This window comes from Sphingomonas donggukensis (assembly GCF_023674425.1).
Lineage (GTDB): Bacteria > Pseudomonadota > Alphaproteobacteria > Sphingomonadales > Sphingomonadaceae > Sphingomonas > Sphingomonas donggukensis.
This window is the reverse complement of the sequence record NZ_CP098401.1, coordinates 1,045,722-1,059,593: the sequence shown is the minus strand read 5'-3', so window position 1 is coordinate 1,059,593 and position 13,872 is coordinate 1,045,722. Positions and strand designations below refer to the sequence as shown.

The window sequence follows — 13,872 nt, the reverse complement described above, 5'->3', positions numbered from 1 at the left end:
GATCGATGGCGGCGAAGCTGTAACAATTGCGCAGGCGTTGCAATCCCCGTGCGCGCGAGGATTTTTTCAGCCGCGTCGAAGCGGCCTCAGCCAGCGACGAGTTCGGCGAACGCCAAGGGATCAAGCGGGTGGCGGAACTCGCAGCCCGCCTCGAAATCGTCGGACCAGCGCACGGTGGCCGCGACGGGGCCGATGCCCGGCAGGGTCAGCCAGATCATGCTGCCCTTCTTCATCGCCGAATAGGTCTGCAGCCGGGCGCCGTGGATTGACAGGTCGGTGACCTTGCACAGCGCGCGGTCGAGTCCGCCCCGCCCGACGCGCGCGTCGAGCGACACGGGTGCGCGGGGCACCCGTCGCCGACCGAGGCTCTCGGCCGGCTCGTATTCGGATGTGAACAACACGGGTTCGGCGGAGGTCAACATCCGCCCGGGGTACGCGACGTCGGTTAACGCCGCGTTATCCCAACCCCGCGACCGGCTTACTTCTTGCCGAGCGTCAGGCCGCCGAAACGCTTGTTGAAGCGTGCCACCTGGCCGCCGCTGTCGAGCATCTGGCCGCGACCGCCGGTCCACGCCGGGTGCGCCAGCGGATCGATGTCGAGCGTCATCAGGTCGCCCTCCTTGCCCCAGGTCGAACGCGTCTCGAACACGGTCCCGTCGGTCATCTGGACCTTGATCATGTGATAGTCGGGATGCGTATCGGTCTTCATGGCAATCACTCCGGAAATGGCGGCTGGTTCCGACCAGCCAAAACGAAGCGCGCCCCTACACAGGGACGCGCCGGAATACAAGGTCGGCGGTGGTCAGCCCTGCTTGGGCGGATCGGCGATCATCGCGGTGAATTCGCACTCGGTGGCGACATCGTCACCCAGCATCGCGCGCCCTGCGAACTTGCACACGCGCGACCGCTTTTGCACGAACTCGACTTCGAGGCGCAGCAGCACGCCCGGCTCGACCGGCTTGCGGAACTTCACGCCATCGATCGACATGAAATAGACGAGCTTGCCAGATCCGGCGAGGCCGAGGCTCTCGACCGCCAGCACGCCGGCAGCCTGCGCCAGCGCCTCGACCTGCAGGACGCCGGGCATGATCGGCCTTCCGGGGAAATGCCCCTGGAAGAACTCCTCATTCATCGACACCGCCTTGATCGCGACGATGCGCTGGTCGATCACGAGCTCTTCTACCCGGTCGACCAGCAGAATCGGATAGCGATGCGGCAGCGCCGCCATCACCCGCGCGATATCGAGCGGGCCGATGGAGGTCGCTGCTGCCGTCTCCTCGCTCATCGACCGCGGCGGGGCGTCGCGGGCGTGGTCGTGGCGGGGGCCGCCGGGGTGGTCGCTGCAGGCGCCGCAGGTGCGACGGTGCTGACGCTCGGCAGCTGGGCGTTCAGCTGGGCGAGCACGGCATCGGTGATCTCGGCAGCGGGGGCGTTGAAGAACGTGTTGTTCTTGTCCACCGCCAGCGTCGCGCCGCGCGACTGCGCGACCTGCGTGATGATCGGGCCGATCTTCTGGCCGATCTGCTGGCGGACATAGGCGACGTTGCGCTCGAACGTCTGCTGCTGGGTCGCCAGCTGTTGCTGCGCGGAACGCTGGCGCGTCTCGAACGCGGTGATGCGCGTCTGCAGAGCGGCGTCGGGCGTGCCCTTGGCGGCGTTGAGCGCGGTCTGGATCGCCTGACCCTCGGTCTGCAGCGGCGTGCCGAGCGACTGCGCGCTGGTCTGGAGCTGCTGGCGCTGGGTCTGGAGCTGGGTGTTCGCGGCCTTGCAGGCGGTGCATTCGCCAAACAGACGCTCGGTATCGACGACGGCGATCTTGGCGTCGGGCACCTGCTGCGCAGCGGCCGGAGCGACGGTCGCGAGAACGGCGACCGCCGAGAGAAGGTAAGTCTTCATCAGAACTGTGTCCCTACATTGAAAGTCAGAAGTTTCGTGTCGTCGCCGGTTTCGCTCAGCAGCGCCTTCGCCAAATCGATGCGCAGCGGGCCGAACGGCGAATTCCAGTTCACGCCGACACCGATCGACAGGCGCGGCTTGGCCGAATCGCCCACGAACCGCTCGAAGAAGGGTGACGTGTCCTGGGTGAACGGGGAATTTATCTGCGAGCCGACGCACGGTCCCCCGAACGTCGCCGAGGTCCCGACCGCGCAGGTGGTATAGGCGACGGTGGAATCCGAATTGTTCACCACGTACAGCTGGCGCCCCTGGTCGTCCTTCACGAAGGTCGTCAGCGGCAGCAGCGTCGGCGAGCCGTCCTTGTTGAAGCGCAGGCTGCCGTCGGCATTGCGCGCCTGCGGGAAGGCGAGCGTCGGCAGCGGGCGGGTCACTCCGAACAGCGCGCCGGCCTGGATGAAGATCGACGGACGCAGGCCCAGCTCGCGCGCACCGGCGCCGAGCGGCAGCTCGAGCTCCAGCTTGCCGAGGTAATAGGCCCGACCGCCCAGCGCATCGTCGACGATCTGGTTGCGGTCGGTGATCAGCGCCTGGTCGTTGGTCGAGGGATCGCCGGTGTACGAGATGCGCTGTACCCGCGGGCCGACGCCGCGGATGTCGAAGCCGCGGAACTGCGGCTCGCCCAGATAGAAGCGATCGGTGATGCGGACCTTGTCGATGCCGGGACCGCGGCTCTTTTCCAGGCTGTGGATATAGCCGCCCTCGGCGGTCGCCGAGAGGATGAAGCCGCGACCGATGCCCCAGTATTTGGCGGCATTGACGTTGCCGCGGATGTATTTGACGTCGCCGCCGAGGCCCGCGAAGTCGGCGCCCAGCGTCACGCGCTGGCCCGCCGAGGGCCGCAGGCGGCTGTTGAGGCTGTCGTAGCTCAGGCTGACGCCCAGCGAGGACGTCAGGCGATTGCCGATCGCGTCGCACAGATAGCGGCCCGCCTTCACCGGATCGCAGACGCCGTTGGTGAAGAAGGTCGCCTGGTCGAGCCCGACATCGTCCTGCGTCAGGCTGTAGCGGCCCGACAGCGTCAGATATTCGGTCAGCGGTACGCCGGTCGCCAGCTGGAAACCGGTCGACACCTGCGAATAGGTCGTCTGACGTTCCTGGCCGACGTAATTGAAATTATTGTAGTCGCGACGGAAGATCGTGCCGCCCAGCGCGATGTTCTTGTCGAACAGATAGGGCTCGGTGAAGCCCAGTTCGAGCGACTTCGAATAGGTCGAGTAGTTTACCGACGCGCGCAGATCCTGGCCCTTGCCGCGGAAATTGCGCTGGCGGACCGAGGCCTGGATGATGAACCGCTCGAGGCTCGAGAAGCCCGCCGACAGCGACAGCTCGCCGGTCGCCTTTTCCTCGACATTCGCCTGGAGGACGATGCGGTCGGGCGCCGAACCCGGCTTCTGCTCGATCTCGAACTTTTCCTGGAAATAGCCGAGCGAGTTGATGCGATCGGTCGACCGCTTCACCAGGAAGGTGTTGAACGCGTCACCCTCCGCCACGCGCATCTCGCGCCGGATCACCTTGTCCTGCGTCTGCGTGTTGCCGGTGATGTCGATCTTTTCGATGTAGGTGCGGTTCGCTTCCTTGATGCGGAAGTTGATCCCCATCGTCAGCGTTTCGCGGTCGCGCTGGAACTCGGGCTCGACCTCGGAGAAGGCGTAGCCGAAGAGGCCGGCGGCCTGCTGCAGCTGATCGACCGAATCCTCGACCTTCTTCGCGTCGTACCAGTCGTCCTTCTTCATCGGCAGCGACGCGGCGAGCGTCGTGTTGTTGAAGTCCCGGATCTCGCTGTCGACGGTGACGTCGCCGAACTTGTAGCGCGGCCCTTCCTCGACGACGTAGGTGATGATGAAGTCGCGCTTGTCGGGCGTCAGCTCGGCGACCGCGGAGATGACGCGGAAATCGGCATAGCCCTCCGTCAGATAGAACTGGCGCAGCTTCTGCTGATCGTATGCCAGCCGGTCCTGGTCGTAAGACGTGTTCGACGACAGGATCGTCAGCAGCCGCGCTTCCTTGGTCGCCATCTGCTTGCGCAGCTCGCCGTCGTCGAACACCTCGTTGCCGATAATGTTGATCTGGCGGACCTTGGACTTCGGCCCCTCGCGAATCTCGAAGATCACGTCGACGCGGTTCTGGTCCAGGCTGACCTGCTTGGGCTCCACCACCGCGGCGAACCGGCCCTGGCGGCGGTACAGCTCGATGATGCGCGCGACGTCGGCGCGCACCGCGGTGCGGGTGAAGATCTGCCGCGGCTTGAGCTTCAGCTCCTTCTCGATCTTGTCGTTCTTCAGCCGCTTGTTGCCCTCCAGCACCACGCGGTTGATGATCGGGTTCTCGCGGATGCGGATGACCAGGTCGCCGGTCTCGACGCCGGCGATCGAGACGTCGGCCAGCAGGTCGGACGCCAGCAGGTCCTTGATCGCCTGATCGACGCTTTCGTTGGTGTAGGCTTGGCCGACGCGCAGGCGCGTGTAGCTGAGCACGGTTTCCGGCTCGACGCGCTGAGAACCCTCGACACGGATCGACTTGATCGTGCGCTGCTCGAGGGGCGCCGCCGCAGGCGGTGCCGCGACCTGCGGTGCAGGCGGAGGGGTCTGCGCCTGGGCAGCGAGCGGCAGGCCGGCAAGGATCGTGCCGGTCATCAGTGCCGCGGCGGCACGCGCGGACATCGTCGAGGCCTTCATCGAGTTCACCAAATCCCACCCCAACGAAAATCAGAAACACTAATAAACACGCGGCCCACGCCCTGCCCCATGCGGGTCAGCCGATCAAGCCGGCGATGCCACGCCACAGCCCGAATGCGCCGAGATCGTTGATCGTCACCAGCAGCATCAGCGCCAGGATCGCCGCGAGCCCGCCGCGAAAAGCCCATTCCTGTGCCCGCACACCGAGCGGCCGGCGCCGCACCGCCTCGACCGCGTAGAACATCAGATGCCCCCCATCGAGGATCGGGACTGGCAACAGGTTGATGAACCCCAAGTTAATCGAGATCATCGCGATCAGCGAAACGAACTCGGGCCAGCCGAGCGACAGCTGCTGTCCGGACACCTGAGCGATCCGCAGCGGCCCGCCCATTTCCTTGACCGAACGGCGTCCGGTGATGACCTGGCCGATGGTGTCTACCATCATCGAAATGATTTCGCCCGTGCGCCGGACGCCGACCACGGGAGCTTCGACCAGCGACACCTTCGACCAGACCGGTTCAGCGGGCCCGATGCCGATGCGACCGATCTGATAGGCGTTGCCCCAGCGATCCGCTTGCTTGAGCGTGCCGATGGTCAGCGGCAACGTGTTCACGCTTCCGTCGCGGACCACGTTCAGCGCGACCCTCTCACCCGGGCGCAGCGCCGCGTACATCTTCAGCTCGTCGAACCGTTCGATGCCGGTGCCGCCGATGCTGGCGATACGATCGCCCGGGCGCACCCCGGCCTTTGCCGCGGCGCTGTTCGGCTCGATCGCGCCAACCACCGGCGGGGTCGTGCTCTGGCCATAGGCGAGCGCGAAGCCTGCGAGGATCAGTACCGCCAGCGCCAGATTGATGAACGGCCCGGCGGCGACGATAATCGCGCGCTGCCACAGCGGTTTCGCTTGAAAGGTGCGCGCGCGTTCGGCAGCGGGCAGTTGCAACCAGTCGGCGGTCGGCTGGCTCGCCGGGCTCATGTCGCCGGCGAACTTCACATATCCGCCGAGCGGCAGCCACCCGAACTTCCACCGCGTGCCGCGCCGGTCGGTGAAGCCCGCGATCTCGCGCCCGAAGCCGACCGAGAATTCGTCCGCCTTCACCCCGAACCAGCGCCCGGCAAGATAATGGCCAAGCTCGTGGATGAACACCAGCGGCCCCAGCAGCAGCAGGAACGCGATGACGGTCAGGGGAATTCCGGGAGCTTCGATCACGCACTCATCCTAGCGACGCCGCCCTCTACACGATCCGCCGCTATCCGTCGTGCCCCCGCATCGACATCCAGCACCGCATCCAGGCTGTCCGGCGAACCCGGATCATAGGCGTCCAGCGTATCGGCGACGATTGCGGCAATTTCGAGGAAGCCGATGCGCCCGCCCAGGAATGCGGCCACCGCGACCTCGTTCGCCGCGTTCAGGATCGCCGGGCGCGCACCGCCCGCGACCATCGCCTGCCGCGCGAGCCGGAGCGCCGGGAAACGATCCTCGTCCGCCGCCTCGAAATCGAGCCGTCCGATGCCGGCGAGGTCGAGCGGCCCGAGCGGCGTCGCCATCCGCTCCGGCCACGCCAGCGCATGCGCAATCGGCACGCGCATGTCGGGCGGGCCGAGCTGCGCCAGTATCGATCCGTCGACATATTCGACCATCGAATGGATCACGGACTGGCGATGGACGATCACCTCCAGCTGGTCGGGGAGCACCGCGAACAGGTGGCGCGCCTCGATCAGTTCGAGCCCCTTGTTCATCATCGTCGCCGAATCGACCGAGATTTTCGCGCCCATCGACCAATTGGGATGCGCGACCGCCTGCGCGGGCGTGATGCTGTGCATCCGATCGGTCGGCCAGTCGCGGAACGGCCCGCCGCTCGCGGTCAGGACGATGCGGCGGATGCGGTCGCGATTGGCAGGCTCCAGACACTGGAAGATCGCATTGTGTTCGGAATCGACCGGCAGCAACGTCGCGCCAGCGCGCGTCGCCGCCGCCGTCATGACGTCGCCGGCGGACACCAGCGCCTCCTTGTTGGCGAGCGCGACCGCCCTGCCACCCTCGAGTGCGGCCATGACCGGCTTAAGCCCCGCGCAGCCGACGATCGCCGCCATCGTCCAGTCGGCGCCCATCGCCGCAGCGTCGCACACCGCCTGCGTGCCGCCCGCGGCCTCGATACCGGTGCCGGCTAATGCCGCCTGCAGCGCGTCGAGGCAGCCTTCGTCGGCAACGACGGCGCGTTGCGCGCGCGTGCGGATCGCCGCCTTCGCCAGCCCCTCGACGTCGCAATTGGCGGTCAGCGCGAGCACGTCGAAGGCGTCCGGCTGCCGCTCGATCAGGTCGAGCGTCGATGTCCCGACCGATCCGGTCGCGCCCAGGATGGTGACGCGCTTCACGCCAGCCACAGCGTGGCCTCCACCATCGCCGCCGCGACGATCGCCACCGGCACGAGGCCGTCGAGCCGATCGAGCACGCCGCCGTGTCCGGGCAGCAGGTTGCTCGAATCCTTCACGCCCGCGCGGCGCTTCAGCCAGCTTTCGTAGAAGTCCCCGGCTTGCGCGACGACCGCCAGCACGGGGGTCGCCATCACGAACCCGAACGGCAGCCCGGCATGGGCGTGGAGCGCGAACGCCAGCAGCGTAGCGGCGATCGCCCCGCCGATCAGCCCGGCCCAGGTCTTTTTCGGGCTGATCGACGGCGCGATCTTGGGCCCGCCGATCAGCCGGCCCGAGAAATAGGCGCCGGTGTCGGTCGCCCACACCAGCGACATCGCCCACAGCGTCAGCAGCAGTCCGCCCGGCTGCTCGCGCATCAGCACCAGCGCGAACGCCGGCAGCCCGACATAGACCGCGCCCCAGCCCAGCCCCGGCTTGCGCGTCGTCGCCGCGATGAAGAAACCTGCACCGGCGATCAGTCCGATCACCAGCGGAATCGGCCCCGCCGCCAGCGGACACAGCACCGCCAGCGGCACCGACAGCGCGAATTGCGCAAGGCGCCGCTGCGTCGCGGTCGCGCCGTGCAAATCGGCCCATTCGCCCATCATCAAAATGCCCGCGACCACCGCCAGCAACCAGAAGCCGAGGCCGCCATACCACAGCGCCAGCCCGGCGAGGACCAGCAGCACGATCGCCACCGCAGTCTTGCGAGGAAGGTCGTTCACGGCGTCACAATCCCCCGAACCGGCGCTGGCGCCCGGCGAAGGCGACGAGCGCCGACTTCAGCGCATCCGCGTCGAAATCGGGCCACAGCGTGTCGACGAACAGCAGTTCGGCATAGGCCGCCTGCCACAGCAGGAAATTGGACAACCGCTGTTCGCCCGACGTGCGGATCAGCAGGTCGACCGGCGGCAGCGTGCCGCTCGGCAAGGCGGCCTCGAACGCGGCTTCGTCGATCGCGTCGGCAGCGATCTCGCCCGTGGCCACGCGCGTTGCCAGGATGCGGGCGGCGGCGGCGATTTCTGCCTGCGAGCCATAGTTGAGCGCAATCACCAGCGTTGGGCCCGGATTGCCCGCGGTGCGCGCGACCGCGGCGTCGATCATGTCGACAAGATCGGGCGCCAGCCGGCGATACTCGCCGATGACGGCCACCTTCACGCCCTCACGATCGAATTCGTCGATATCCTCCTGGATGAAGCGCCGCAGCAGCCCCATCAGGTCGCCGACCTCGTCCGCCGGGCGGCGCCAATTCTCCGACGAAAAGGCGTAGAGCGTCAGCACCTCGATGCCGAGCGTCCGGGCAGCGCGCGCCACGCGGCGCACCGCCTCCACGCCCTTGCGATGGCCGGCGATGCGCGGCAGCAGCCGGGCCTTCGCCCAGCGACCGTTGCCGTCCATGATGATCGCGACGTGGCGGGGCGTGGTCACAGGCCCGCGGCCTCGTGAGTGCCGCGCCGGCCATGCCCCCGGCACGGCCTGAACGACGCGAAGCGCCGTTCGCGCGTCACTTGCCCAGGATTTCCTTTTCCTTGGCAGCTGCCGCGGCGTCGATGTCGGCGATGGTGGCGTCGGTCAGCTTCTGGACCTCGGTTTCGTGGCGCTTGCGCTCGTCTTCGCCGAACACGCCCTTCTTCTCGTCGGTCTTCAGATTGTCCATGCCGTCGCGGCGGACGTTGCGCGCGGCGATGCGGGCGGCTTCGGCATATTTGCCCGACAGCTTGGCGAGCTCCTTGCGGCGCTCCTCGGTCAGGTCGGGGATCGGCAGGCGCAGCGTGGTGCCATCGACGATGGGATTGAGCCCCAGCCCCGCCGAACGGATCGCCTTGTCGACCGGGCCGACATTGGTCTTGTCCCACACCTGCACCGACAGCAGCCGCGGCTCGGGCGCCGAGACGGTCGCGACCTGGTTGATCGGCATGTGCGCGCCGTACACCTCGACCGTCACCGGATCGAGCAGGTTCACCGACGCACGGCCCGTGCGCAGGCCGACCAGATCGTGCTTCAGCGCCTCGACTGCGCCCGCCATGCGGCGCTCGAGGTCGGCCTTGTCGTAAGCTGCCACTGCAAGTCTCTCCTATGCGGCCTGAACGATCGTCGCGGTCGCCTGACCGCGCAGCACGCGGGCCAGGTTACCGCGCTCGCGGATGTTGAACACGACGATCGGAATATTGTTGTCACGGCACAAGGCCACCGCGCTCGCATCCATGACCTTCAGATTGTCCGACAGGACACGGTCGTAGGTCACTGTTTCGTAACGCGTCGCAGTCGGCACCTTCTTCGGATCGGCATCATAGACGCCATCGACCGACGTCCCCTTGAACAGGGCGTCGCACTTCATCTCGGCGGCACGCAGCGCAGCACCCGAATCGGTAGTAAAGAACGGCGATCCCACCCCGGCGGCAAAGATCACGATCCGCCCCTTTTCCAGATGACGCTCGGCACGGCGGCGGATGAAGGGTTCGCATACGCTCGCCATCGGGATCGCCGACTGGACCCGCGTCTCGACACCGATCTGCTCGAGCGCGTTCTGCACGGCGAGCGCATTCATAACGGTCGCGAGCATGCCCATATAGTCGCCGGTCGCCCGGTCCATGCCGCGCGCCGCGCCCGAGATGCCGCGAAAGATGTTGCCGCCGCCGACGACGACGCAGAGTTCATACCCCTGCGCGCGGACATCGGCGATCTCTGCAGCGACGCGGGCGATGACGTCGGGATCGATCGACAACCCCCCCTCGCCCATCAGCACCTCGCCCGACAGTTTCAGCAGGATGCGCTTGAATGCAGGCGTGTTCATGGGACGGGCAAAACTCGTTGCAACAGATACGGAAGGATTGGCGCGGACCCTAGTGGCCGCGCGGCGCCTTGCCAACCCATGCTTGGGGGATCGCGCGGCCATCCTCGTGCGAGTGGCGCGCTATTCGGCGGCGACCGCCGGGGTGCGATCCTGCGCGCCCTCATACACCTCGAAGATGAAGTGGATGCGGTCCTCGGTGCCGTCGTTCTGCGCGGCGTGCGGCGCGATGTTGTTTACTTCGTAGGCGCGCCCGCGCTCGAGATGCACGATCCTGCCGCCGGCTTCCAGCATGGCCAGCGGATTCGTCACCAGCGGCACGTGGATCTTGTGGGTGCGCAAGTTGGTGCCCAGCCCGTCGCGGTGGCGGTTGATGTGACTGCCCGCGCCCAGCCGCGCGAACATCGCCTTGGCATATTCGGGCGCGGTGAAGCCGTAAGGCCGGATCGCCTGTTCCATCACCGGCAGCAGCAGGCGCTTCCACACCTGCCACATCGGCTTGTCGTGGTGGTCCCAGGGCTCGAGGTCGGAGGGCACGAAGCGGAACAGGATGTGCCGGGTGTGATGAAAGCACGCGAAGTCGTTGTCCTTCTTCGCGTCCTCCGCCGCCCAGAATCGTTCCGGGATGTTCTCGACCGCCTCCAGCAGCCGGTCGATATCGACGGCGCCCAGATCCCGCACGGAACTCGGTTTCTCGACAACTAACGCCATCCCGCGGCCCTTCCCCTCTCGCTCGCCATAGCGGTCAGCAGCCTATGGCGGGATGCGGGGTCGCACAACCTCCGGATGCGAAACGGGCCGGGCTGTCGCGGCGACAGCCCGGCCCGTCCGGAACCTTCATGCCCGCGCGCGGGCAGTCAGGCGCCTCAATTCTTGATACCGGCGGTCGCGGCGACCTCGGCTGCGAAGTCGCTCTCTTCCTTCTCGATGCCTTCGCCGAGCTGGAAGCGGACATAATCGACCAGCGTGATCGTGGTGCCGGCGTCCTTGCCTGCCTTCGCGATGACGTCACCGACCGGCGTCTTGCCGTCCATGACGAATTCCTGGGTCAGCAGGGCGTTGGCCTTCTTGAACTTCTCGATCGGGCCGTTGAGGATCTTTTCGGCGACCTCGACCGACTTGCCGACGATCTTATCGGCATTCTTCTCGCGCAGGATCGCCGCCTCGCGCTCGACGACCTCGGGGTCGAGATCGTCGATCGACAGCGCCAGCGGGAAGGCGGCGGCGACATGCATCGCGATCTGCTTGCCCAGCGGTTCGAGCACGTCGACGCCGGCGTCCGATTCCAGCGCGACGAGCACGCCGATCTTGCCCAGGCCCGGTGCCGCGGCGTTGTGGACGTACGGGATCACCGCACCCTTCGACACCGATACCGACTTCGCGCGGCGCAGCACCTGGTTCTCGCCGATCGTGGCGATGTTGTTCACCAGCACGTCGCCGACGGTGCCGCCCTGCTGCATCGTCGCGCCCTTCAGCGCCTCGACGTCATCTCCCGTCTCGAGCGCGATTACGGTGACTTCGCGGACGAAAGCCTGGAAAATCTCGTTCTTGGCGACGAAGTCGGTCTGCGAATTCACCTCGACCGCGACGCCCTTGGTGCCCGCCACGGCGACGCCGACCAGACCTTCGGCGGCAGTGCGGCTGGACTTCTTGTCGGCAGCGGCCAGACCCTTGGTGCGCAGCCAGTCGACCGCGGCGTCAATGTCGCCGCCGGTCTCGGTCAGCGCCTTCTTGCAATCCATCATGCCTGCGCCGCTCTTTTCGCGCAGATCCTTGACCATCGCTGCCGTGATATCGGCCATGTCGAAATTCCTTCTCGTTTAATACGAACGCGGCGGGACAGGACGGTTCACGCCCTGCCCCGCCGATGTTTCAGTCCGGCGACACTTACGCGTCGATCTGGCGCTCGCCCTCGGCGGCTGCTTCCGGATGCGTCTCGGCGGCGGGCGCCTCGGCATCGCCGGTCGCGGCGACTTCGGCTGCCGGGGTGGCCGGAGCCTCCTCGACGATCGGGTCACGGCTCAGCGCTTCCTCGGCGGGCGGCGTGTCCATCGAGCCGACATCGACGCCGCGGCGCTGCTGCTGCTCCTGGTTGCCACGGGTCGCGGCGATCGCGATCGCCTCGCAGTACAGGCGGATGGCGCGCGAGGCGTCGTCGTTCGCCGGCACCGGGAAAGCGATGCCGTCCGGCGACACGTTCGAATCGAGGATCGCGACGACGGGGATGCCGAGCGTATTGGCTTCCTTGATCGCCAGCTCTTCCTTGTTCGCGTCGATCACGAACATGATGTCGGGAACGCCGCCCATGTCGCGGATGCCGCCCAGGCTGAGCTCGAGCTTGTCCTTCTCGCGGGTGAGCTGGAGGACTTCCTTCTTGGTCAGGCCGGCAGTGTCACCCGACAGCTGCTCCTCGAGGGTCTTCAGGCGCTTGATCGAGCCCGAAATCGTCTTCCAGTTGGTGAGCATGCCGCCCAGCCAGCGGTGGTTGACGAAGTGCTGGCCGGCGCGACGGGCCGACTCGGCGATCGGCTCCTGGGCCTGGCGCTTGGTGCCGACGAACAGCACCTTGCCGCCTGAGGCGACGGTCGAGCTGACGAATTCGAGAGCGCGCGCGAACAGCGGCACGGTCTGCGACAGGTCGAGGATGTGGATGCCGTTGCGGTCGCCGAAGATATACGGCTTCATCTTCGGGTTCCAGCGGTGCGTCTGGTGGCCGAAGTGTGCGCCCGATTCGAGCAATGCCTGCATGGAGACGACAGGTGCCGCCATAGGATAGATCCTTTCCGGTTAAGCCTCTGGGAAGCGATGACCAAGCGGGCGTCGAGACGCCGCCGGGCACCGGGTTATGTGCTTCCCATGCGGGGTTGAGGCGGCGCGCTTAGTCGAGCCGGGGGCGGATTGCAAGCCACACGTGCGCAACGATCGCTGCTTGACATACGGAACGGATATGGAACATACAGGGTTTAGGCAAGGAACACGCTCTCTTCAGACGCGGTTTTTGGAACCTTCGACGATTGTCGAGCGTCTGCGGCGGAGAGTTTCGGGCAAGCGGTACTCACTCGAGGAGCCTGTGATGGCGGTGATTTCTTTCCTGGTCTTCGGCGCAGCGTTCGCCGCTTCGGCATGGACGCTTTGGGCGACGGTCGCCCCGCAGGCGCCGCGCATCCGCGATCTGCTTGGGAATGGCCCTGTCGCGCTGCCAAGCCAGGCCGCCTATGCCCCGGCCCGCAGCGTGATGCGCGACGTCAGGGTGCGGCGTTCGTCGGCGCCGTCGCCGCAGCGCGCTGCCGCCTGATCCGCATATAGCTGCGGGCGCTGAACGGCAGGGTTAGCAGGTACAGGACGCAAACGACGCTGAGCGTCTGCCACGGCGCTGAAATCAGCGCGGCACAAATCGCGACCGCAACCACAATCGCTTCGAAGCGGATATTCCGGCGCAGCTTGAGCGACGACCAGCTGTAGGTGGCGACGCTCGACACCATCAGCACCGCGATCAGCGCCAGCCAAGGGCCGACCAGCCACGGTGAACGCAGCACGGGCTCTCCGGTGATGAACCACAAGTACAGCGGCAGCATCGCCAGCCCTGCGCCGGCGGGCGCCGGAATGCCGGTGAGAAAGCCCGCTGACTTGTGCGGCTGCTCGGACGTATCGATCTGGGCGTTGAATCGCGCCAGACGCAGCGCGCAGAACACCGCATAGACGAGCGCGCAGATCCAGCCGAGCCGGGGCGAGGTCTGCAGCGACCAGAGATAGACGACGATCGCCGGCGACACGCCGAAGTCGATGGCGTCGGCAAGCGAATCGAGCTCCGCACCGAACCGGCTTTCGCCGCGCAACAGCCGGGCGATGCGGCCATCGATGCCGTCGAGGACACCCGCCGCCATGATGAACGCCACCGCCCGCTCCCATTCTCCGCCGATGGCGTAGCGGATGGCGGTGAGGCCGAAGCAGAGCGCCAGCGCGGTGATCGCGTTAGGTGCGACGGCGCGCAACGGAATGCCGCGCGGCGACCTTCGCAACCGGCGCGGGCGTTTG

Annotated in this window: 16 protein-coding genes; 1 reads left to right on the top strand and 15 read right to left on the bottom strand. The window is 66.8% G+C overall.

Features of this window, described 5'->3' with window-relative positions; all coding sequences use genetic code 11:
• Nucleotides 1-86: 86 nt before the first annotated feature.
• The 14 genes from M9980_RS05155 to rpsB form a co-directional block, all read right to left on the bottom strand.
• Nucleotides 87-401: a PilZ domain-containing protein gene (locus M9980_RS05155; RefSeq protein WP_250754131.1), complete on the bottom strand. Its 315-nt coding sequence runs from the start codon at nucleotides 399-401 to the stop codon at nucleotides 87-89.
• A gap of 77 nt (nucleotides 402-478) precedes the next feature.
• Nucleotides 479-709 (bottom strand): 50S ribosomal protein L31, encoded by a 231-nt coding sequence (gene rpmE, locus M9980_RS05150; protein ID WP_250754129.1) that lies wholly within the window; start codon nucleotides 707-709, stop codon nucleotides 479-481.
• A gap of 93 nt (nucleotides 710-802) precedes the next feature.
• A complete protein-coding gene (gene fabZ, locus M9980_RS05145; RefSeq protein WP_250754126.1) occupies nucleotides 803-1,285 on the bottom strand; it encodes a 3-hydroxyacyl-ACP dehydratase FabZ in 483 nt (160 codons plus the stop codon).
• Nucleotides 1,282-1,896, bottom strand: coding sequence for an OmpH/Skp family outer membrane protein (locus M9980_RS05140; RefSeq protein WP_250754123.1), 615 nt, complete (start codon nucleotides 1,894-1,896; stop codon nucleotides 1,282-1,284). Before M9980_RS05140 ends, fabZ begins: the two co-directional genes overlap by 4 nt.
• Nucleotides 1,896-4,616 carry an outer membrane protein assembly factor BamA gene (bamA, locus tag M9980_RS05135; RefSeq protein ID WP_250754120.1) on the bottom strand — a complete coding sequence of 907 codons (2,721 nt, stop codon included), beginning with the start codon at nucleotides 4,614-4,616 and terminating at the stop codon, nucleotides 1,896-1,898. The genes M9980_RS05140 and bamA overlap by 1 nt, the downstream gene beginning before the upstream one ends.
• A gap of 91 nt (nucleotides 4,617-4,707) precedes the next feature.
• A complete protein-coding gene (locus M9980_RS05130; RefSeq protein ID WP_250754118.1) occupies nucleotides 4,708-5,841 on the bottom strand; it encodes a M50 family metallopeptidase in 1,134 nt (377 codons plus the stop codon).
• Nucleotides 5,838-7,007: a 1-deoxy-D-xylulose-5-phosphate reductoisomerase gene (locus M9980_RS05125; RefSeq protein ID WP_250754115.1), complete on the bottom strand. Its 1,170-nt coding sequence runs from the start codon at nucleotides 7,005-7,007 to the stop codon at nucleotides 5,838-5,840. The genes M9980_RS05130 and M9980_RS05125 overlap by 4 nt, the downstream gene beginning before the upstream one ends.
• A complete protein-coding gene (locus M9980_RS05120) occupies nucleotides 7,004-7,771 on the bottom strand; it encodes a phosphatidate cytidylyltransferase (protein WP_250754112.1) in 768 nt (255 codons plus the stop codon). Before M9980_RS05120 ends, M9980_RS05125 begins: the two co-directional genes overlap by 4 nt.
• A 4-nt stretch (nucleotides 7,772-7,775) precedes the next feature.
• On the bottom strand, nucleotides 7,776-8,444 hold the full coding sequence (gene uppS / locus M9980_RS05115) for a polyprenyl diphosphate synthase (RefSeq protein ID WP_250755072.1): 669 nt from the start codon (nucleotides 8,442-8,444) through the stop codon (nucleotides 7,776-7,778).
• Between the two features lie 106 nt (nucleotides 8,445-8,550).
• Complete coding sequence (gene frr / locus M9980_RS05110) at nucleotides 8,551-9,108, bottom strand: ribosome recycling factor (protein ID WP_250754110.1); 558 nt, start codon at nucleotides 9,106-9,108, stop codon at nucleotides 8,551-8,553.
• A gap of 12 nt (nucleotides 9,109-9,120) precedes the next feature.
• Nucleotides 9,121-9,840 (bottom strand): UMP kinase, encoded by a 720-nt coding sequence (gene pyrH / locus M9980_RS05105; protein WP_250754107.1) that lies wholly within the window; start codon nucleotides 9,838-9,840, stop codon nucleotides 9,121-9,123.
• Between the two features lie 120 nt (nucleotides 9,841-9,960).
• Complete coding sequence (locus M9980_RS05100) at nucleotides 9,961-10,518, bottom strand: aspartyl/asparaginyl beta-hydroxylase domain-containing protein (RefSeq protein WP_250754104.1); 558 nt, start codon at nucleotides 10,516-10,518, stop codon at nucleotides 9,961-9,963.
• Nucleotides 10,519-10,703: 185 nt separating this feature from the next.
• A complete protein-coding gene (gene tsf / locus M9980_RS05095) occupies nucleotides 10,704-11,639 on the bottom strand; it encodes a translation elongation factor Ts (RefSeq protein WP_250754102.1) in 936 nt (311 codons plus the stop codon).
• 85 nt (nucleotides 11,640-11,724) lie between these two features.
• The gene (rpsB, locus tag M9980_RS05090; protein ID WP_250754099.1) at nucleotides 11,725-12,606 is read right to left on the bottom strand and encodes a 30S ribosomal protein S2; all 882 of its coding nucleotides are present in this window, start codon (nucleotides 12,604-12,606) and stop codon (nucleotides 11,725-11,727) included.
• A 304-nt stretch (nucleotides 12,607-12,910) separates the two neighbouring features.
• On the opposite strand from rpsB, the gene M9980_RS05085 reads away from it, so the two are divergent.
• Nucleotides 12,911-13,132 carry a hypothetical protein gene (locus M9980_RS05085; protein WP_250754097.1) on the top strand — a complete coding sequence of 74 codons (222 nt, stop codon included), beginning with the start codon at nucleotides 12,911-12,913 and terminating at the stop codon, nucleotides 13,130-13,132.
• On the opposite strand, the gene M9980_RS05080 is transcribed toward M9980_RS05085, so the two are convergent.
• Entirely contained in the window at nucleotides 13,083-13,829 is a 747-nt protein-coding gene (locus M9980_RS05080) for a CDP-alcohol phosphatidyltransferase family protein (RefSeq protein ID WP_250754094.1), read from the bottom strand. The two genes, M9980_RS05085 and M9980_RS05080, sit on opposite strands and share 50 nt — an antisense overlap.
• Nucleotides 13,830-13,872: the final 43 nt, after the last annotated feature.